This window comes from Dactylosporangium sp. McL0621 (assembly GCF_049995355.1).
Classification (GTDB): domain Bacteria; phylum Actinomycetota; class Actinomycetes; order Mycobacteriales; family Micromonosporaceae; genus Dactylosporangium.
The window spans coordinates 8,203,796-8,223,976 of record NZ_CP188259.1 but is presented as its reverse complement, the minus strand read 5'-3'; the positions used below and the strand labels follow the sequence as shown (position 1 = coordinate 8,223,976).

Here is a 20,181-nt window from a genome sequence, read left to right as displayed (position 1 = left end):
CTATGACATGGGAGTTTGCTACCGTACATCGCTGAAAATTCCGGAATTGGTTCCGGAAAGTCAGGGCGTGCGAAAATATCGAAAACAGTTGAAGGGGATGCTCGTGTCAGTCGAGGACGCAGGCCGGGTCACCATCACCGCGATCGCGCGGGAGGCCGGCGTGTCGGTACCCACGGTGTCCCGCGTGCTCAACGGGCGCTCCGACGTGTCACCGCAGACGCGGGAGCGGGTCGAGGCGATCCTGCGCGAGCACGGGTACCGCCGCCGGACCGCCCGGAACAAGCCCGCCGCGAACCTCATCGACCTGGTCTTCAACGACCTGGACAGCCCCTGGGCGGTCGAGATCATCCGGGGCGTCGAGGAGGTCGCGCACGCCACCGGCATCGGCACCGTCGTGTCGGCCATCCACGACAAGCCCGCCTCGGCCCGGCAGTGGCTGCAGAACCTGCGCGCCCGCGCCACCGACGGCGTCATCTTCGTGACCTCCGACGTGACCCCGCCGCTGCACGCCGAGCTGCGCCGCCAGGACATCCCGCTGGCCGTCATCGACCCGGCCGGCGTGCCGACGATCGACGTACCGACGGTGGGCGCCACGAACTGGGCCGGCGGCCTGCGCGCGACCGAGCACCTGCTGTCGCTGGGCCACCGGCGGATCGGCTTCATCGCGGGCCCGAAGCGCCTGCTGTGCAGCCGGGCGCGGCTGGACGGGTACGGCGCCGCCCTGGCCGCGGCCGGCCTCGAAACCGACCCCGCCCTCGTCCAGCAGGGCGACTTCTACCACGAGTCCGGGTGCTCGGGGGCCGAGGCGCTGCTGTCCCTGCCGGACCCGCCGACGGCGATCTTCGCCTCGAGCGACCAGATGGCCTTCGGCGCGTACGAGGCGGTCCGGCAGCGCGGCCTGCGCGTGCCGGACGACGTGTCGGTGGTGGGCTTCGACGACCTGCCGGAGAGCCGCTGGGCCTCGCCGCCGCTGACGACGGTGCGCCAGCCGCTGGCGGAGATGGGGCTGCTGGCGGCGCGTACGGTGCTGCGCATGGCCCACGGGGAGACGATCGAGACTCCGCGGGTGGAGCTGGCGACGGAACTGATCGTGCGCGACAGCTCGGCCGCCCCGCGCGCATGACCCCGCGCGGGACGGCACCGCTGGACCCGGGGGCTACTCGCGCTGACCGATGTTCTCCATCAGCGGCGCTCGCAGCAGCCGGCCGATCGGCAGGATCGTGGTCACGAGGGCCAGCACGGTCGCCCCGCCCAGCACCAGGACCCAGCCCAGCGGCGGCACGTACGGCAGCAGGCTCCCGGTCAGCGCCCGGACCACGGCGACGAGCGTGACCGCGGCGATCGCGACCCCGAGCAGCAGCGCGGTGCCCAGCAGCCCGGCCTGTTCGGCGCGCACCATCCGCCTCGCCTGCCGGCGGGTCACCCCGACCAGCCGCAGCAGCGCGAGCTCCCGCCGCCGCGACAGCGCCGCCATCACCATGACGTTGGCCGCGGCCAGCGCCGCGTACCCGACCATGACGCCGATGAGCAGCCGGTTCAGCCACGCGCTGACCGCGAGATCGTGGCCGACCCGGGCGGTGAGCTCGGCCGCGCCGGTGACCCGGCCGCCGGGGTAGCGGGCCGCGATCGCGGCCAGCGCGGCGTCGACATCCGCGGGGGAGCCCGCGCCCGGGCCGGTGCGGATCAGGACGGCCTCGTCCACCGCCGCCGCCGTGTGGCCCGCCACCGCCGCGCGCGCCAGGGTCACGTCGCCGAAGCCCAGACCGCGGTCGTACAGGGCGACCACCGTCAGCGTCACCGGCGTGCCGTCGCCCAGGCGAAGGTCCGCCCGTGTGCCCACGTGCCAGCCCTGCGTCGCCGCGCGCATCGACGACACCGCCATCGTGTCCGCGGTCAGGGCGTCCAGGCGGCCCTCGGTCACCCGGAGATCCATCGTCGCCGACAGGTTCGCGGGGTCGACCACCTGCGCGGGCGCCGTGTCCGGCTCGCCCATCAAGGTCACCACGACGCTCGTGTGCGACACGCCCGTCGCCGCCCGTACGCCCGGGATCTTGCGCACCTCCTCGGCCGCCGACGGGGGCAGGCCCGCCGGGGCGACCAGGGCGCGGTCCGCCTGCAGGCCGGCGCGCGACTGCGACACCGTGCCGCGTTCGAGGTTGTTCTGGACGAACCACACCGAACCGCCGAAACCGACAGCCAGGACCAGAGCCGTCAGGACGGCCGCGGAGCCGCGGGCGTTCGCGCGCAGGTTGGCCGCGGCCAGGCGGCCGCTCGGGCCCCGCAGGACGCGCGCCAGCACGCGCGCCGCGAAGGCGTTGATCCACGGGGCCAGCAGGGCGACCGCGGCCACGAAGAGGTACAGCATGCCCGTCGCCGACGCCAGGGCGCTCTGGCCGCTCGCGGCCACGGTGAACGAGCTCGCGGTCGCCGCGCCCGACAGGAACACCACGCCGGAGATCAGACGCACCTTGCCGCCGCGGGCCGGCTCGACCGCCGCCTCGCCCAGCGCCTCCGTCGGCCGGACCCGGGTGATCCGCCGGCCGGCGATCAGGGCCGCCAGCACCGCCGACGCCACGGTCAGCACCGCCACCGCGGCCGCGGCCAGCACGCCGGGCACCATCGGGAACGACGCCGGGATGAAGCCGCGGCCGACCAGCTCGTCGTGCACCCACCGCGCCGCCAGCAGGCCGGCCGGGACGCCCACGGCCGCGGCGACCGCGCTCACCACGGCGGCCTCGGCCATGATCAGGCGGCGGGCCTGGCCCGGGGTCGCGGCGATCGCGCGGAGCAGGGCCAGCTCGCGGCGGCGGTGGCGCACCGACAGGCCCACGGTGCCGGCGACGACGAAGACGACGAGCAGCACGACGTACCCGCCGAAGCTCGCCCCCGCCAGGACCAGCAGCTCGCGGGCCGCCCCGTCGTCGGAGCGCAGCGCGCGGCCGCGGTCGGGGCCGGAGTACACCCGCGTATCGGGGCCGGCCAGCCGCTCGATCCCGGCCTTGAGCGCGGCCGGGGAGGTGCCGGGCCCGACCTTGACGGCGATGGCGCCGGCCTGGTCCGGGTGCGCCGACAGGGCGGCCGCGCGGGCGTCGGTGAAGAACAGGGCCGGGGCCGGGCCGGTGGCCACGCCGCTGACCCGCAACCGCAGCGGGTGGCCGCCCACCACGACGTCCGCGGTGGCGCCCGGGGTGAGGCCGAGGCCCGCGGCGGCGACGATCTCGTCGTCGGTCCTCGGGGGATTGCCTTCCTTCAGGGTGTACGGCGTGAGCTGTGCACTCGCCCATCCGTGCCCCTCGACCACGCCGCCGGCGAGCGCGACCGGCACGGTCTCGTCGACGACCACGAGCGCGGCCCCGGGCAGCGCGCGGATCTGCGTCGCCAGCGCGGCCGGCACCGTGCCGCCCTCGGGCAGGGCGATCGTGCTGGTGATGGTGGAGCCGTCGAGGTCGCGGCCGGTGACGGTGACGTCGGGGCGGGCGACGACGATGTCGGCCGCGGCGTACCGCCCGGGCGGGGGCGTATAGCGCAGGCCCGACTCGACGAGCACGCCCATGGCGGTGAGGATCACGGCCCCGGCGACCAGGGCGAGAAGGGTCGCGACGGCGGACCCGGGACGGTGGCGCAGCATGCGGAAGGCCAGCATCGGTCAGCCCCCCAGCACCGCAGCGCCGGCGCGCGGGCCGGACGGCGCCGGCGCGCCGGTGCGGCGGTCGAGCGACGCCAGCAGCGCCGCGATCCGCTCCACGCCCGGCTGCGGTACGTCGCGCACGATCCGGCCGTCGGCGAGGACGAGCACGCGGTCGGCGTACGAGGCGGCGACCGGGTCGTGCGTCACCATCACCACCGTCTGGCCGTGCTCGTCGACGATCCCGCGCAGCAGCGCCAGCACGTCGGCGGCCGTGTTCGTGTCCAGCGCGCCGGTCGGCTCGTCGCAGAAGACCACGTCGGGGCGGCTCGCCAGGGCGCGGGCGATGGCCACCCGCTGCTGCTGGCCGCCGGAGAGCTCGGCCGGGCGGTGGTGCAGCCGTTCGGCGAGGCCCACACGGTCCACCACGTGCGCCAGCCACGCCGGGTCGGGCCGGGCGCCCGCCAGCCGCAGGGGCAGCTCGATGTTCTCGGCGACGCTCAGCGCGCCGATGAGGTTGAACGCCTGGAAGATGAAGCCGATCCGGCCGCGGCGCAACTCGGTCAGCCGCGTCTCGGACAGCCGCGAGAGCTCGGTGTCGCCGATGAAGACGCGGCCCGACGTGGGCCGGTCCAGCCCGGCGGCGGTCTGCAGCAGGGTGCTCTTGCCCGAGCCGGACGGGCCCATCACCGCGGTGAAGGTGCCCCGCGCGAACACGGCGTCGACGCCGGCCAGGGCGTGCACCGCCTGTGGCCCGGCGCCGTAGGTGCGCGTGAGGCCCTCCACGCGTACCGCCGCGGCGGACGCTGTCATGACGGACATGGCTGATGCCCTTTCGTGTCGTCGAGGTAGGGTGCGCGCACTGGAAACGCTATGGTTCGGTTCGGCGACGGGCGATGCAGCACACTGGCCAACCGCGGTACAGCAGGCACTACCACGACCCGAGGAGCATCGATGGCGGCCCCCTTCGACACCGAGCGTCCCCATCCGGCCCGGGTGTACGACTACCTGCTCGGCGGCAAGGACAACTTCGCCCCCGACCGCGCCGCGGCCCAGGCGGGCCTGCAGGTCAACCCGAACGCGGCCACGGCGCCGCTGCAGAACCGCGCCTTCCTGGCCCGCACGGTCCGCTTCCTCGCCGAGGCGGGCGTGCGGCAGTTCCTCGACGTCGGCACCGGGCTGCCGACCTCGCCGAACGTGCACGAGATCGCCCAGTCCGTGGATCCTTCGGCCCGGATCGTGTACGTCGACAACGACCCCATCGTGCTGGCCCACGCCCGGGCCCTGCTGACCAGCACGCCCGAGGGCCGCACGGCGTACGTCGACTCGACCCTGCAGGACGTCGACGGCATCCTGCGCGCGGCCGAGCTGCGCGACAACCTCGACCTGCGCGAGCCCGTGGCGCTGCTGCTGTTCGCGATCCTGCACTTCCTGCCGGACGACGACGAGCCCTACGCCATCGTCCGCCGCCTCCTCGACGCCCTGCCCAGCGGCAGCTACCTGGTGCTGTCGCACATCACGGCCGACTTCGAGCCCGAGGAGTGGGGGCGCTTCGCGGCGATCATGCGCGCCCAGGGCATCACGACCCGCCTGCGGGACCGTGCCGAGGTCGCGCGCTTCTTCGACGGCCTCGAGCTCGTCGAGCCGGGCGTGGTCCCGATCCTGCAGTGGCGGCCGGACGCGTCGGCCCCGCTGACCGACGCCCAGGCCGCCCTCTACGGCGGAGTCGCCCGGAAGCCGTGACGCAGGGTCACGGGGGCCAGGCGAGCGCCCTCAGCCCCGCCGGGCCACCGTTGACGACGTCGCGGTCGTGGCTGTGGGCCTGGTCCGGGTCGCCCGGGGCGTACTGCCACAGCGCGAACGTGGTCCAGCCCGCCGGCAGCTTCGGCGGGCCCTTCGTGTAGTTGGCGATGTCCAGGGGGTAGCCGGCGTACGAGGCGTCGTTGCCCGTGCACGGGTTCCACCAGAACGTGTTCGTGTAGATCATCGGCTTGCGGCCGACCTCGCGCTCGATGCGGCCGATGAACGCGCCGATCCAGGCCCGCATCTCGGCCGGGCTCAGGTTGTAGCAGTCGCCCGTCTTGAGCCCGTCGTAGGGCCACTCGAGGTCGACGAACGGCACCAGGGTGCGCGCGTCGCGGGCGAAGCGGGCATGGCGCAGGAAGTGCTCGGCCTGCCCGACGGGGTCGCCCTTGTCCGGGCGGGCGTACACGTAGGCGCCCACGTACCGGCCCGCCGCGCGGGCCGCGGTGTAGTCGGCGTTGAAGTGCGGGTTGACGTACGTCAGGCCCTCGGTCGCCTTCACGTAGACGAACTGGCTCCCGGCCGCCACCTCGGTCGGCCAGTGCACCGTGAACTTGCGGTGGTCGTGGCTGGAGATGTCGATGCCGCCGATGTCGAAGCCGACCGGCCGGTTCTTCTCGATCGCGGCGACCGCCTCGGGCGAGGGCGGCTCCGGCGGCGGGCCCGGCACCGGCGCCAGCGGCGGCGCGGACGCCACGCCCCAGATCGCGCCGGTCAGCACGAGCAGCACAAACGCGACCGAACGGCGTTCGTGAGGGGTGCGGGCCATGCGGACGAGACGCCGGCGCACGACGCGCCACACCACCCTCCACCGCTCCGGCACTCATCCAGTGTGCCGCGTCCGCGCCCACCCGGCAGGTCGAGGAACGCCACCCGGCCCGCCGCCACCCCGTCCGGCGGGCCGCTGAAACGTTCAGCGGCCCGCCGCGCGGCCGCCGGCCGGGGTCCGGGGCCGACGTCGAGGTCGCGGCGGACAAACCGCGCGTTGCGGCGTCCGTTCGTGACGGAAAGTGACCGGAGACAGAACCGGCACTGTGTAGATGCCGGGGCGATGGGAGCAATAACATCTTTCCGGCCATTCGTTTCCACCTATGTTACGGCGCCTTTACACGCCTGATGGGGTGTGCCAACATACGGCTTCGCCAGGGTCGTCCGGGCGGTGCCCTCCGTGGGCGCCCGGGCCGCGGGTGGAGGGGAAGCAGCGGTGACGCAGGGTGAGACCGTGCCGGTCCAGGACACGACCTCGCTCGTGCGGTCCGCGCAGGCCGGCAACGAGCGCGCCCTCGACGAGCTCATCGCCGCGCACCTGCCGCTCATCTACAACGTGATCGGGCGGGCCCTCAACCGGCACGCCGACGTCGACGACCTCGTCCAGGAGACGATGATCCAGGTCGTGCGCGGGCTGCCGGGGCTGCGCGAGCCGGCCCGGTTCCGCTCCTGGGTGGTCGCGATCGCCTACCGGCAGATCCAGATGCACCGCCGCGGCGCGACCCGGCGCCACCCGCCGGCGCGGGAGGTGCCGGAGGAGCTCGCCGACCCGGGCGGCGACTTCGAGGAGCGCAGCATCACCGGGCTCATGCTCACCGGGCAGCGCCGCGAGCTGGCCGAGGCGACGCGGTGGCTCGAGGACGACGACCGGCACCTGCTGGCCCTGTGGTGGCAGGAGGCGGCGGGGGAGCTGACCCGGTCCGAGCTCGCGGCCGCGATGGGGGTGCGCCCGACCCACGCCGCCGTGCGGGTCCAGCGGATGCGGGCCCAGCTCGACGCGGCCCGCGGGCTCGTGCGGGCGCTGCGCGCCACGCCGCGCTGCCCGGACCTCGCCGAGATGCTCAGGCCGTGGGACGGCGCCACCGACGCGCTGTGGCGCAAGCGGATCACCCGGCACGTGCGCGGCTGCCGCCGCTGTTCCCAGCTGTCCGGTGACCTGCTGGCCCCCGAGAAGCTGCTGCCGGGCATCGCCGCGCTGCCCCTGCCGGTGTTCGCGCTGGAGGGGTTCAAGGCCGCCGGCGCGCACGCGGCCGCCGGGGCCCACGCCGCGGCCGGCGCCCACGCCGCCGTCCACACCGGGGTGCTCACCCACCTGCAGCACGTCGTGCAGACCAAGGCGGCCGCGGTCGCCGCGGTCGTGCTCGTGGCCGGCGGCGGGCTCGCCTTCGCGGTCTACGAGACGCCGCTGACCGGCGACGAGCGCCCGCCCGGCGTCGCCGCGCCGCCGGCGACCGGGGGAGCGGTCGCCCCCGACCCGCCGCACCCCGCGGGCTCCCTGGCGCCCGCCGGGCCGCCCGGGCCGACGGGCACCGCCGGCCCGACCGGAGCCGCGTACTTCGTCGCTCCCGACGGCAGCGACAACGGCGACGGCAGCATCGCGCACCCGTTCGCCACGATCAGCAAGGCCGCGGCCGCGGTGAAGCCCGGCCAGACGATCGCGCTGCGCGGCGGCACGTACAGGCCGACCGCGCCGATCGTGCTGGACACCAACGGCGACGAGACCCACCGGATCACGTTGAGCAACTACGGCGACGAGCACCCCGTCATCGACGCGGCCCGGATCCCGGCGGACAAGTGGGCCATCACCCAGCACGGCAGCTACTGGACCGTGCAGGGGCTGGAGGTCAAGAACTCCGCCAGCCACGCCTACGTGTGCCTGTCGTGCAAGCAGAACCTGTTCGTGCGCCTGTCGATGCACGACAACGTCGAGTCGGGCCTGACCCTGCGCGGCGACGGCACGACCGGCAACCAGGTGCTCGACAGCGACTTCTACAACAACCACGACCCGGCCGACCAGGGCCAGTCCGGCATCGGCATGGCCATCAAGTTCGGCTCCGGCGAGAACAACATCGTGCGCGGCTGCCGCGCGTTCGACAACGCCGACGACGGCTTCGACTTCGGCGACTTCGCCGGCCCGATCGACGTCCAGCACAACTGGGCGTTCGGCAACGGCGTGAACCGCTGGAACGTCGCCGGCTGGAAGAGCAACGGCAACGGCTTCACCTTCGGCGGCGGCAGCCCGCCGGTCGCGGCGGGCCACAGCGTGCGGCACAACGCCGCCTGGGACAACATCCACAACGGCTTCGCCGACGGCAGCAACCCGGCCGAGCTGCAGCTGTCCAACAACACCGCGTTCCGCAACGGCGCCATCGGCTTCGGCGTGCCGACCACGCCGGCGACGCTGCGCTCCAACGTCGCCATCGGCAACGCCACCCCCGTCAGCATGGCCACGGGCGCGCACACGAGCCGCAACACGTGGGACGAGGGCACCTGGACCGCGTCGATGTTCCGCTCCACCGACGCGACCGCGGCGCAGGGCGCCCGGCGCGCGGACGGCACCCTGCCGGCCACGGACTTCCTGTCCACGGGCAACGGCATGGGCGCGTCGATGTCCGAGTCGTGAAACTTTCACCGGTACATCAGCACTTCCAACATTTGTCCCGAGTTCTCGTTATCGGCCGGTAGTCCTCGTCATCTACGGGAGTGGTCGGCGCGGCGCTCGTTCTCGCCTCGCGCCGAAGCCCCGCCCCCGAGGAGAGGACGACCATGTCGCCACCCCCTGTCGCCGGCGCCCGCCGGTGGCTCCGCCCCCGAACCATCGCCGCGGTCGCCGTCACGGCCGCGGTGCCCGCCGCCGTCCTGGCCGTGACCGCCTGGCCGTCCGAGGCGGCCACCGCCCCCGTCGCCGGCGGCGTGTACACCCTTGCCTCCGGCGCGTCCGGCAAGTGCGTCGACGTCGTCGGCGCGTCGGGGGACAACAGCGCGCTGCTGGTGCAGGTCGCGTGCGACGCGTCGGCCACGCACATGCAGTGGAAGGCCGTCGCGCAGGCGAACGGCCAGTTCAACCTGGCGAACGGCAACAGCGGCCGGTGCATCGACGTGCCGAGCGCGTCCACGACGTCGGGGACGCAGTTGCAGCAGTACGGCTGCGGCGACGGGACGAAGACGAACCAGTTGTGGACGTTCACCGCCTCGACCGCGGCGTCCGGGAAGTATCTGGTGAAGTCGGTCGCGTCGGGGTTGTGCATCAGTGACAAGGACGGCTCGACGGCCGGGAACAACCCGATCGTCGAGGAGACGTGTTCGGACATCTCCCGGATGCAGTTCTCGTTCAACTACGTCACCGGCGCGACCTCCGGGCCGACGACCGGCGGGGGCGGCGGCGGGCGGAGCTGGTCCAACACCGCCGACGGCTTCGCGCAGGGCACCACGGGCGGCGCGGGCGGCACCACCGTCACCGTCACCACCTACGCGGACCTGCTCAAGTACGCCACGTCGAGCTCCGCGTACACCGTGCGCGTGAACGCCACGATCACGTACCCGACGTACGGCTACGAGATCCCGGTGACGTCGAACAAGACCATCATCGGCGTCGGCAAGAACGGCCGGATCAAGGCCGGCGGGTTCTTCCTCGGGGCCGGGGTGCACAACGTGATCATCCGGAACCTGACGATCGGGGACACCGCGGTGGCCTCGGACGATCCGGACGACAAGGACTTCGACTACGACGGCATCCAGATGGACACGGCCGATCACGTGTGGATCGACCACAACACGTTCACGAACATCAACGACGGGTACATCGACTCGCGCAAGGACACGTCGTACGTGACGGCGTCGTGGAACGTGCTGGGCAACCACAACAAGACGTTCGGGATCGGCTGGACCGAGAACGTGACGGCCCGGATGACGATCCACCACAACTGGTTCCACGACACGAACCAGCGCAACCCGAGCGCGGACAACCTGGCGTACGCGCATCTGTACAACAACTACCTGCAGAACATCTCCAGCTACGGCAACTACTCGCGCGGTTCGACCAAGATGGTGCTGGAGAACAGCTACTTCGACCACGTGAACAACCCGTACTACCCGGACAGCACCGCGCAGCTGAAGCAGTCCGGCTCGATCGTGGTGAACAGCAGCGGCAAGCAGCAGACGTCGGGTTCGGCGTTCGACCCGCACAGCTTCTACTCGTACACCCTCGACCCGGCGGCCGACGTGCCCAACCTGGTCAAGACGTACGCCGGCCCGCAGCCGAACATCGGGGTCTGAACATGAACCGTTGGAGAGCCGCCGGGATCGCCGCCGCGGTGGCGGTCCCGGGGGTCGTGCTCGCGGTGTCGATCTGGCCGTCCGAGGCGGCCACGGCGCCGGTGGGCAACGGGGTGTACACCCTCGCCGCCGGCGCGTCCGGCAAGTGCGTCGACGTCGTCGGCGCGTCGGGGGACAACAGCGCGCTGCTGGTGCAGGTCGCGTGCGACGCGTCGGCCACGCACATGCAGTGGAAGGCCGTCGCGCAGGCGAACGGCCAGTTCAACCTGGCGAACGGCAACAGCGGCCGGTGCATCGACGTGCCGAGCGCGTCCACGACGTCGGGGACGCAGTTGCAGCAGTACGGCTGCGGCGACGGGACGAAGACGAACCAGTTGTGGACGTTCACCGCCTCGACCGCGGCGTCCGGGAAGTATCTGGTGAAGTCGGTCGCGTCGGGGTTGTGCATCAGTGACAAGGACGGCTCGACGGCCGGGAACAACCCGATCGTCGAGGAGACCTGCTCGGACATCTCCCGGATGCAGTTCTCGTTCAACTACGTCTCCGGGGCCACGAGCGGCCCGACCACCAGCGCGCCGCCGGCCGGGACCGGGCGGCAGGCCGAGAGGCTCAACCGCGGCCTCGTCAGCGTCCGGTCCGGCAGCGGCAACTACGTCAGCTGGCGGCTGCTGGGCACCGACCCGGCCGGGGTGGCGTTCAACCTGTACCGGGCCGGGACCAAGGTGAACGCCGGCCCGATCACGAACTCCACCAACTACTACGACTCGGGCGCGGCCTCCGGCGCGGGCTACACCGTGCGCCCCGTGGTGGGCGGCACCGACCAGGCCGACTCCGAGCCGGCGTTCCAGGTGGGCAGCAACGGGTACTTCGACATCCCGATCTCGCCCCCGTCCGGCGGCACCACGCCCGACGGCGTCGCGTACACCTACACGGCCAACGACGCCTCCGTCGGCGACCTCGACGGCGACGGGCAGTACGAGGTCGTGCTCAAGTGGGACCCGACGAACTCGAAGGACAACTCGCAGTCCGGCTACACCGGCAACGTGTTCGTCGACGCCTACCGGCTCAACGGGCAGCGGCTGTGGCGCATCGACCTGGGCCGCAACATCCGGGCCGGGGCGCACTACACACAGTTCCAGGTGTACGACTACGACGGCGACGGCAAGGCCGAGATCGCGATGAAGACCGCCGACGCCACCAAGGACGGCGCCGGCACGGTCATCGGCAGCTCCTCGGCCGACTACCGCAACTCGTCGGGCTACGTGCTGTCCGGCCCGGAGTACCTCACGATGTTCAACGGCCAGACCGGCGCGGCGATGGCCACCGTCAACTACGACGTGCCCCGCGGGACCGTCTCCAGCTGGGGCGACTCGTACGGCAACCGCGTCGACCGGTTCCTGGCCGGCACCGCGTACCTCGACGGCCGGCGGCCCAGCCTGATCGAGTCGCGCGGGTACTACACCCGCACCGTCATCACCGCGTGGGACTGGCGCGGCGGCAAGCTCACCGAGCGCTGGAAGTTCGACTCCGACAGCGCCGGCAGCCAGTACACCGACCAGGGCAACCACCAGCTGTCGATCGCCGACGTGGACGCAGATGGCCAGGACGAGATCCTGTTCGGGGCCATGGCGATCAACGACAACGGGTCCGCGCTGTGGAACACCAAGCAGGGCCACGGCGACGCCATGGACGTCGGCGACCTCGACCCGAGCCACGCCGGCCTCGAGGTGTTCAAGGTCGACGAGAACACCTCGGCGAAGGCGGGCTGGATGGCCGACGCCAAGACCGGCGCCCTGCTGTGGTCGTGGCCGACCTGCGGCTGCGACAACGGCCGCGGCCGCTCCGACGACGTGTACGCCGGCAGCCCCGGCGCCGAGTCGTGGAGCACCGGCACCACCGGGCTGTACAACACCAAGGGCGTGCAGATCAGCACCCGGCGCCCGGGCGCGGTCAACTTCGTCGTCTGGTGGGACGCCGACCCGGTACGGGAGCTGCTCGACGCCACGCACATCGACAAGTACACGACCGGGGGCGACACCCGCCTGCTGACCGCGAGCGGCGTGCACTCCAACAACAGCACCAAGTCCACCCCGTCGCTGACCGCCGACCTGTTCGGCGACTGGCGCGAGGAGGTCATCTGGCCCACGTCGGACGACAAGGCGCTGCGCGTCTACGTGAGCACCGCCGTCACGGACCGGCGGCTCGTCACGCTCATGCACGACATCGAGTACCGCGAGGGCGTGGCGTGGCAGAACACGGCGTACAACCAGCCGCCGCACCCGAGCTTCTTCCTGGGTGACGGCATGAGCACGCCGGCCGCACCGAAGATCTACACTCCGTGATTACCGGGGCCGGCGGGCAGGCGAGCTGGCAGCCCTGCCCGCCGGCCCCTTCTTCGGGGCCTTCGCCGCTGGGGCCTTCGCCGCCGGGGCCTGCCCCCGGCTGCTGTTCACGGTGCGCCCGCGCACGATGCCGATCATCTCCTCGACCAGCTCCGAGTGCCCGTCGATCGGCCAGGCCAGGGCGACCGAGGAGTCCGGGGCGTCGGTGACCGGCTTGTACTTCACGTCGCGGCGGTGGTACAGCCGGGCGAGCGACTGCGGCACCACGAGCAGCCCGGCCTCGGCCGCGACCCACTCGACCGCCGCCGCCGTCGTCTCCGGCCGCTCCACCCCGCGGTCCGGCGGCGGCGACGCCCACGCCAGCACGTCGTCGAGCGGGTGCAGCAGCGGCTCGCCGAGCTCGTACAGCTCGGCCAGGGTCAGCTCGTCGGCGGCGTGCAGGGCGTGGTCGCGGTGGGCGAGCACGACGCTCTGCTCGGTGTACAACGGAATCGCGTGGTTGCGGCCCTTGTCGACCGGCAGCCGCAGCAGCGCGGCGTGGCCGGTTTCGGCGAGCCGCTCCTGCGCCTCGGCGGCCTCGACGGGGACGAGCTCGAGCGGCGTCTCCGGCCGCCGCTGGGCCCAGGTGTCCCGCCAGCGGTCGATGACGACGCCGGGCACCACGAGCAGGCGAAAGGTCACGGGCGTTCACGCTACCCTTGCGCGGTGAGCAAGCCGAGACAGACCCAGACCATGAAGCCCGCGACCGCCGCGCAGAAGCTCGACGTGTACCTGCCGGCGACCCCGCAGGAGTTCCAGGAGGGCCTGGTGTCCCGCGACGAGCTCGACGAGCTGCAGCGCAACCCGCCGCCGTGGCTGGTCGAGCTGCGCCGCGAGGGCCCGCACCCGCGCAGCGTGATCGCCGCGCGGCTGCGGGTGTCCAACAGCGGCCTGGCCCGCGGCGGGGTGACCGAGGCGCTGACCACGGCCGAGATCGCCGAGCTCAACGCGGCCCCGCCGGAGTGGCTGGTCCGCGAGCGCGAGTCGTACGCCGAGGTCCGCCGCGAGCAGCGCCGCCTGTCCGAGCGCGGGGACCGGTAGGCCGGGCGGCCCACCGGTCCCCGCCCGCCGGCATCAGCACCAGGGCGCGGTCAGCTCGCCGCTCGTGCTGCTGACGAGGCCGGTGCCCGGACCCGGGCCCGGCTCGCCGGCGGCACGCACACGTGGTCCGACGGCCGCGACTCGCGCCACACGAAGCCCGACGCGCAGGTGTCCGGCCCCCAGGCCCCGCCGCCCGGCTGCCGGCGGGACGGGCCGAGCGCGTTCTCGCCCTGGGTGGTCGTGCGCTGCGAGGGCAGGACGCACACGTAGTCGCCGGGCACCGCCTCCCGCCACACGTACCCGCTCTTGCAGGTGTACGGCCCGTACGGCAGGTCGGCCGCGGCCGGCGCGGCATCGACCGCCAGCCCGCCGCCGATCAGCGCGAGTGCGGCCACCAGTCCTCGAAGTACCCGTCGCATGTCGTGCTCCTTCTTTCCACGTTCGACCTTTCGAGTGACGGAGCGACTACGCACGGTCTCGATACGGGAGCTGTCGGCGGCCCGACACCCCTCCGCTAGGCTGGGCGCGCGGCCGGGACTGGCGAGGGTGGGGCACCACCGGGGACCGGGCGCGCCGACGTCGGCCGCCGACCGCCTGGGCATCCGCGACGCGAACCGTCGCCGCCCTGGAGGCCCGCGTGCACCTGCGTTACGGCATGAACCCCCAGCAGATCCCCGCCGCCGTCACCGCCCTGCACGCGCCGCCGTTCACGGTCGTGCACGGGCGGCCGTCGTACCTGAACCTGCTCGACGCCGTCACCGCCTGGCCGCTGGTGCGGGAGCTCGCGGCCGGCGGTACCGTCGCCGCCGCTTCCTTCAAGCACGTCTCACCGGCCGGGGCCGCCCTCGCCGGCCCGCTCGACCCGGTGACTGCCGCGCTGTTCGGCGTCGACCCGGCCGCCGACGCGGTGACCCGCGCCTACGCCCGGGCCCGCGACACCGACCCGAAGAGCTCCTACGGCGACGTCGTTGCGGTCTCCGCCCCGGTCACCGCCGGCCTCGCCGCACTGCTGCGCACCGTGGTCAGCGACGGCATCATCGCCCCCGGCTACGAGCCCGGCGCCGTGGCCGTGCTGGCCGCGAAGAAGCGCGGAACCTACCTGGTGCTCGAGGCCGACCCGGCGTTCGTGCCGCCGCCGGAGGAGGTGCGCGAGCTCTACGGCCTGCGCTTCGTCCAGCGCCGCGACGACGCCCCGCTGCCCGGGGGCCTCACCCCGGACCTGCGCCTGGCGTTGGCCACGGCCCGCTACACCCAGTCGAACGCTGTCGTCCTGGCCCGCGGCGGCGCGACCCTGGGCGTGGCCGCGGGCCAGCAGTCGAGGGTCGACGGCATCCGCCTGGCCGGCGCGAAGGCCGAGCTGTGGCACCGCCGCCGCTTCGCCCCGGTCGAGCCGCTGCCGTCGGCTCAGGAGCGCGTCACCGCCCACCTGGCTCGTGCGGCCACACTGGATCCGCCGGTACCCCTGCAGGACGTCAGCCTCGCCTCGGACGGCGCCCTGCCGTTCGAGGACAACATCACCGAGGCGGCCCGCTACGGCGTGCGCCACATCGCCGAGCCCGGCGGCGCCGCCCGCTCAGCGCAGATCGCCGCGGCCGCCGAGCGCCATGGCATCACCGTGACCCACACCGCCCTGCGCCTGTTCCGCCACTGAGGTTCAGCACCCCGGGTAGAACATGGACAGTACGGACAACAGGGCGAGTACCGCCCAGCCCGCGCGCAGCGCCGCCCAGTACCCCGGCGGCGGCTTGGCCAGCCACGACAGCCCGAACGCGGCGCCGAGCAGCACGAGCTGGGCGATGCCGTACGTGAGAATCAGCGCGGTGAGCAGCTCGAACCGCCCGCTGGGGTCGAGCGACGACCCACACCCCAGCCCGTCACCGTGCGAGCGCATGACAACGAACGCCGCGGCGTCGGCGAGCCCGTTACCGACAATGGCGACCGCGACGCCGAGCAGCGACTGGAGGAAGCGAGGCGACATCGCCGCCGATCTTAGGCCGTCCCGCCCCGGCTCCGGCACCGGCCTCTTCCGGCAACCTGGCCGTCCGATCGGCCGGACCTGGCCCCACGCGACGACGGCCCTTCCGAACGCGCCCGCATCCGCTTCGAGCGCCGACGCCGACGGGGCCAAATCCCACCCCGGACCGCGGCCTGACCCACACCGGTCGACGTTCGTGATTGTTCGCGACCGCGAGCAGGGCCGCCTCGCGGATGGCAGGGGCTGGAGCAATTGGCGTATCGGATGGCGCTGCTCGTCCGATGTGCCAGCCCTGCGTTGTCCCTTCGGCCATTCCCGTCTTGTGTGTACCGGTCGTCGGCATGTGACATTGATGGTGTGGGGTTGCCTGGGGGCAACGCGGTTACGCGTTCGTGCGTACATTCTCCGGCATGTCGTTACGGTTTCCGGTGTCCAGGCTGGCCGCGGCCACGTTGCTCGTCGCCTGTGGCGTGCTGGCGCTCGGGTTGGGGGGCGCGTCGGCTCAGTCCGAGGATGACGGGGGCGGATACGCTCAGGCCGGCATGCCGCCGGGTGTGCACGCGAACGTCGTCGCCGGCGTGGCCGCAGGCACGCTGCCGGCGGGCTTCTCGCAGCCGGGTGTCGATGTGTCCAGCCATGACCATTCCGTGCATCAGATCGACTGGCCGGGCGTGGCCGCAAGCGGCGTCCGGTTCGCCTACGTCAAGGCGACCGAGGGCACGTATTACACGAATCCGTACTTCCACGCCGACAACGCCTCCGCGAAGGGCGCCGGCATCCTCACCGGCGCCTACGCGTTCGCCCGCCCGGATCTGGGCGATCCGGTGGGGCAGGCGAACTACTTCCTGGACCGCGCGGAGTGGGGCAACAACTCCCAGACGCTGGTGCCGTTCCTGGACCTGGAGTGGCCGTACTCCTCGCTGAAACTCCCGGCCTGCTGGAACCTGACGCCGGAGGCGATGGTCGCGTGGATCCACGGCTTCGTGGACCGGGTGAAGGCCCGCATCGGCCGGGACATGATGATCTACACGAACCCGAACTGGTGGAACCCGTGCACGAACAGCTCCACCGAGTTCGGCGCCAATCCGCTGGACGTGGCCGACTTCGGCTCCACGACGGGGCCGCGGGTGATTCCCAGCGGCTGGTCGACGTACGCGATCTGGCAGTACGCGGGCGGGAACAACTCCGCCGGCACCTATGACCGCAATGTGTTCAACGGCGACTATGCGGCCCTGACCCGGCTGGCGGGGGACGTCCCGGCCGACGATCCGCCGGTGGAGCTGCGGGCGAACGCGAACGGCCGGTACGTCAGCACCGATCTCACCAGTTCGGCCACGCTGGCCGCCGGCCGCGACGCGATCGGGCTCTGGGAACGGTACGACGTCCTGAACGCCGGCAACGGTGACATCGCGCTGCGCTCGCGCGCCAACGGGTTGTACGTGACCGCGGACCTCACCAACGGCGGGCGCCTGGTGGCCAACCGCAGCGCGGTCGGGGCGTGGGAGCGGTTCACGCCGGGTGACAACACCGACGGCACGATCAGCCTGTTCGCGGGGGCCAACGGCCGGTACGTGACCGCCGACATGAACAACGGCGGCCGGCTGGTGGCCAACCGGGCCGCGGTCGGGGCCTGGGAGAAGTTCACCAAGGTTCCGCTGCCGGCGCTGCTGTCCCTGCGCGCGAACGTCAACGGCAGGATCGTGACCGCGGACCTGAACAACAAGGCCACGCTGACCGCGAACCGGGACGTGGTCGGGGCCTGGGAGCAGTACGACGTCATCGACCTCGGCGGCGGCGACGTGGCGCTGCGCGCGCACGCCAACTCGGCGTACGTGACGGCCGACCTGACCAAGGACGGCCTGCTGGTCGCCAACCGCGCCGTGGTCGGCGCCTGGGAGCGGTTCACACTGGTCACCAACCCCGACGGCAGCACGAGCATCCTGGCCGGCGCCAACGGCACATACATCACCGCGGACATGAACAACGCCGGCAAGCTCACCGCAAACCGCACGGAGGTCGGCGACTGGGAGAAATTCACCAAGATCGGCTGATGTTCCGGGCAGTTGCGGGAGACCGTGTCGTTCTCATCGCGTCGCGTCCCGTGATCAGGGCCCGGTTTCTTTGGGGTGACCCTGTGGCTGCTTGTCAACGCCTCCTCCCGGGACGGCGTTGCCACGGCGTCCGCGTTTGATGGACGGCGACGGCGGGTCGGAGTCGGTTTCCCGATGTTCTTTCCGCGCTGCGTAGGCGGCGGGGGTGAGGCCAGTGCGGTTGCGGAAGAAGCGGCCGAAGTCGGCGGCGTCAGGAAAGCCGAGGTGGGCGGCGGTGGCGCTGGCTGTCCAGGCGCTGTAGTCGAGGAGGCGGCGGGCTTCGAGGAGGCGGCGCTCGTCGATCACCTGCCGTGCGCCGGTGCCGGCGGCGGCCTGCGCGGCGCGGGTGAGCGTGCGTGCCGAGCAGCCGAGCAGGCGGGCGTAGTCGTCCACGTGGTGCAGCTCGCGGAAGTGCAGTTCCAGTGCGTCGAGGAACTGGCCGTAGACGGCCGCCCGCCGCCCCTCATCGGCCGGGGCCGGCGGCGTGGCGTCCGGGCAGTGAGCGAGGCGCAGCAGCAGGGCCTCCAGCAGGCTTCGGCGTAGGGCGTGGTGGAGGTCGAGGGGCCGGCGTCCCATGGCGCGGTGTTCGTCGAGGAGCTGCAGGGCGGTGCGCTCGGCCCAGACGGCGTCGTCGGGGTGCGGGGTGAGCACGGCGGGCGCGTCGTGGGCGGTGACGGGGTTGAGCAGGCGGGCGGTATCGGCCCGCAGGACGTCTTTCTCGAACAGGATGAAGGGGCCTCGGGCGGTGCCTGGTGGGTGCCAGCGCAGCGTGTGGCCGGGGCGTACCCACAGCCACTGGCCAATGGCGCATCGTGCACTCCCACCGGGCCTTCACCCGAACCGCGCAAAGCGCGGTCGCGTCCTGACCACGCAGTGAGGCCAGGCGGCCGACAGCAGGATCGGCGCCCGCCCCGCGCGGTGGGGCGCCGCTGGTCACCTCTGCCACGCCCCGGTCATACCAGGAGGAAGGAGCCGGCCGGATGAACGGCAAGCAACTGCAGCAGGCGGCCCGCCGTACGGCCGAGGCGCTGCCTGGCCCGCTACCTCACCTCGCCCACGGCACCGCACTGACCCCAGCACAGTGGAAAGAAGGCACCACCGTGTCCCGCACCATGCGCGCAATCGTCCTGACGCACCCCGTCGACCCCGACCAGCTCACCGTCTCCGACGTGCCCGTACCCGAACAGCGCCCCGGCTGGGTGCGCATCCGCATCAAGGCGTTCGGCGTGAACGAGTCGGAGACCACCAGCAGAAAGGGCGGATCCAGCCGCGACTTCACCATGCCGCGCATCCTCGGCATCGAGGGCGTCGGCATCGTCGACGCCGCCCCCGTGGACAGCGGCCTCAAGCCCGGCCAGAAAGTGGCCACCATGATGGGCGGCATGGGCCGCGCCTACGACGGCAGCTACGCCGAATACACCCTGGTTCCCCTCGGTCAGGTCATCCCCTTCGAGACCGACCTGCCCTGGGACGTTGTCGGCGCGCTACCGGAGATGTTCCAGACCGCCTACGGCTCCCTCACCACCGGCCTCGACCTCAAGCCCGGCCAGCGGCTGCTGATCCGCGGCGGCACCTCCACCGTCGGACTCTCCGCGGCCGCACTCGCCAAGGACCTGGGCGCCACCGTGCTGTCCACCACCCGCCGCCCCGAACGCGCCCGGACGCTGCGCGAGCACGGCGTGGACCATCCGATCATCGACGACGGCAAGATCGCCGACCGGGTCCGGGAGCTCAGCCCGGACGGGGTCGACGCCGCGTTGGAGCTGGTCGGCGGACCGGCCCTGCCGGACACCCTGCGCGCGGTCCGCCGGGGCGGCACCGCCTGCTTCACCGGCTCACTGGCGGACCAGTGGGTCATCCCCGACTTCAACCCCTTCGCCGTCATCCCCATCGGGGTCCGACTGACCGTGTACGCAGGCGGGGCAGCCGACCTGCCACCCGCCGCATTCGAACACCAGCTGGGGTCGATCGCCGAGGGACGCCTCAAGCCCGGTATCGCGAAGGTCTACCACGGACTCGACCAAGTCCCCCTCGCCCACGCCGACCTGGACGCCGGCCGCACACCAGGCAAGCACGTCGTCGTCCTCGACTGACCTCGAAATCAATCCCGGCAGCACCGCCCGGAGATCTGATGCGGCTCCGACCAGCGCGGGGTCGCCGGCCGAGCCGCCAGGCGATGCTGCCCGGCACGGACGACTCAGCGTCTGACACCGCCCGCGCTGT

16 protein-coding genes and 1 riboswitch are annotated in these 20,181 nt (G+C 72.7%); of the genes, 9 read left to right on the top strand and 7 right to left on the bottom strand.

From position 1 onward, the window contains the following. The first annotated feature begins 103 nt into the window (after positions 1-103). Positions 104-1,123, top strand: coding sequence for a LacI family DNA-binding transcriptional regulator (locus ACPPVO_RS38880; protein ID WP_426503558.1), 1,020 nt, complete (start codon positions 104-106; stop codon positions 1,121-1,123). Between the two features lie 33 nt (positions 1,124-1,156). Here the strand turns inward: ACPPVO_RS38880 and ACPPVO_RS38875 are convergent, their stop codons facing one another. Both ACPPVO_RS38875 and ACPPVO_RS38870 read right to left on the bottom strand, forming a co-directional pair. Next, positions 1,157-3,643, bottom strand: a complete 2,487-nt coding sequence (locus ACPPVO_RS38875; RefSeq protein ID WP_426503557.1) for an FtsX-like permease family protein — start codon at positions 3,641-3,643, stop codon at positions 1,157-1,159. Between the two features lie 3 nt (positions 3,644-3,646). Continuing rightward, positions 3,647-4,447 (bottom strand): ABC transporter ATP-binding protein, encoded by an 801-nt coding sequence (locus ACPPVO_RS38870; protein WP_426503556.1) that lies wholly within the window; start codon positions 4,445-4,447, stop codon positions 3,647-3,649. 132 nt (positions 4,448-4,579) lie between these two features. Here ACPPVO_RS38870 and ACPPVO_RS38865 point away from each other — a divergent pair, with 132 nt between their 5' ends. After that, on the top strand, positions 4,580-5,368 hold the full coding sequence (locus tag ACPPVO_RS38865; RefSeq protein ID WP_426503555.1) for an SAM-dependent methyltransferase: 789 nt from the start codon (positions 4,580-4,582) through the stop codon (positions 5,366-5,368). 7 nt (positions 5,369-5,375) lie between these two features. Here ACPPVO_RS38865 and ACPPVO_RS38860 read toward each other — a convergent pair whose 3' ends face one another. After that, positions 5,376-6,251, bottom strand: coding sequence for a GH25 family lysozyme (locus ACPPVO_RS38860; protein WP_426503554.1), 876 nt, complete (start codon positions 6,249-6,251; stop codon positions 5,376-5,378). A 381-nt stretch (positions 6,252-6,632) separates the two neighbouring features. On the opposite strand from ACPPVO_RS38860, the gene ACPPVO_RS38855 reads away from it, so the two are divergent. From ACPPVO_RS38855 to ACPPVO_RS38845, 3 genes are all read left to right on the top strand, one after another. Further along, a complete protein-coding gene (locus tag ACPPVO_RS38855) occupies positions 6,633-8,819 on the top strand; it encodes a sigma-70 family RNA polymerase sigma factor (RefSeq protein ID WP_426503553.1) in 2,187 nt (728 codons plus the stop codon). 143 nt (positions 8,820-8,962) lie between these two features. Further along, positions 8,963-10,471, top strand: a complete 1,509-nt coding sequence (locus ACPPVO_RS38850) for an RICIN domain-containing protein (protein WP_426503552.1) — start codon at positions 8,963-8,965, stop codon at positions 10,469-10,471. A gap of 2 nt (positions 10,472-10,473) precedes the next feature. Continuing rightward, positions 10,474-12,813 (top strand): RICIN domain-containing protein, encoded by a 2,340-nt coding sequence (locus tag ACPPVO_RS38845; RefSeq protein WP_426503551.1) that lies wholly within the window; start codon positions 10,474-10,476, stop codon positions 12,811-12,813. Here ACPPVO_RS38845 and ACPPVO_RS38840 read toward each other — a convergent pair whose 3' ends face one another. After that, complete coding sequence (locus tag ACPPVO_RS38840; protein WP_426503550.1) at positions 12,814-13,494, bottom strand: LysR family transcriptional regulator substrate-binding protein; 681 nt, start codon at positions 13,492-13,494, stop codon at positions 12,814-12,816. It abuts the gene before it with no gap. Between the two features lie 24 nt (positions 13,495-13,518). Between ACPPVO_RS38840 and ACPPVO_RS38835 the strand changes: the two genes are divergently transcribed. After that, a complete protein-coding gene (locus ACPPVO_RS38835; RefSeq protein WP_360372956.1) occupies positions 13,519-13,893 on the top strand; it encodes a DUF5997 family protein in 375 nt (124 codons plus the stop codon). Positions 13,894-13,943: 50 nt separating this feature from the next. On the opposite strand, the gene ACPPVO_RS38830 is transcribed toward ACPPVO_RS38835, so the two are convergent. Further along, positions 13,944-14,312 (bottom strand): hypothetical protein, encoded by a 369-nt coding sequence (locus tag ACPPVO_RS38830; protein ID WP_426503549.1) that lies wholly within the window; start codon positions 14,310-14,312, stop codon positions 13,944-13,946. A 104-nt stretch (positions 14,313-14,416) separates the two neighbouring features. Then, positions 14,417-14,500, top strand: a riboswitch (ZMP/ZTP riboswitch). A gap of 30 nt (positions 14,501-14,530) precedes the next feature. Between ACPPVO_RS38830 and ACPPVO_RS38825 the strand changes: the two genes are divergently transcribed. Continuing rightward, positions 14,531-15,544 carry a hypothetical protein gene (locus ACPPVO_RS38825; protein ID WP_426503548.1) on the top strand — a complete coding sequence of 338 codons (1,014 nt, stop codon included), beginning with the start codon at positions 14,531-14,533 and terminating at the stop codon, positions 15,542-15,544. A 3-nt stretch (positions 15,545-15,547) separates the two neighbouring features. On the opposite strand, the gene ACPPVO_RS38820 is transcribed toward ACPPVO_RS38825, so the two are convergent. Continuing rightward, entirely contained in the window at positions 15,548-15,871 is a 324-nt protein-coding gene (locus ACPPVO_RS38820) for a hypothetical protein (RefSeq protein WP_360372909.1), read from the bottom strand. A gap of 407 nt (positions 15,872-16,278) precedes the next feature. Here ACPPVO_RS38820 and ACPPVO_RS38815 point away from each other — a divergent pair, with 407 nt between their 5' ends. Further along, positions 16,279-17,919 (top strand): GH25 family lysozyme, encoded by a 1,641-nt coding sequence (locus tag ACPPVO_RS38815; protein WP_426503547.1) that lies wholly within the window; start codon positions 16,279-16,281, stop codon positions 17,917-17,919. A gap of 54 nt (positions 17,920-17,973) precedes the next feature. Here ACPPVO_RS38815 and ACPPVO_RS38810 read toward each other — a convergent pair whose 3' ends face one another. Next, entirely contained in the window at positions 17,974-18,609 is a 636-nt protein-coding gene (locus ACPPVO_RS38810; RefSeq protein ID WP_426503546.1) for a helix-turn-helix domain-containing protein, read from the bottom strand. A 329-nt stretch (positions 18,610-18,938) separates the two neighbouring features. Here ACPPVO_RS38810 and ACPPVO_RS38805 point away from each other — a divergent pair, with 329 nt between their 5' ends. Further along, positions 18,939-20,051 (top strand): zinc-binding dehydrogenase, encoded by a 1,113-nt coding sequence (locus ACPPVO_RS38805; protein ID WP_426503545.1) that lies wholly within the window; start codon positions 18,939-18,941, stop codon positions 20,049-20,051. The last annotated feature ends 130 nt before the right edge of the window (positions 20,052-20,181 follow it).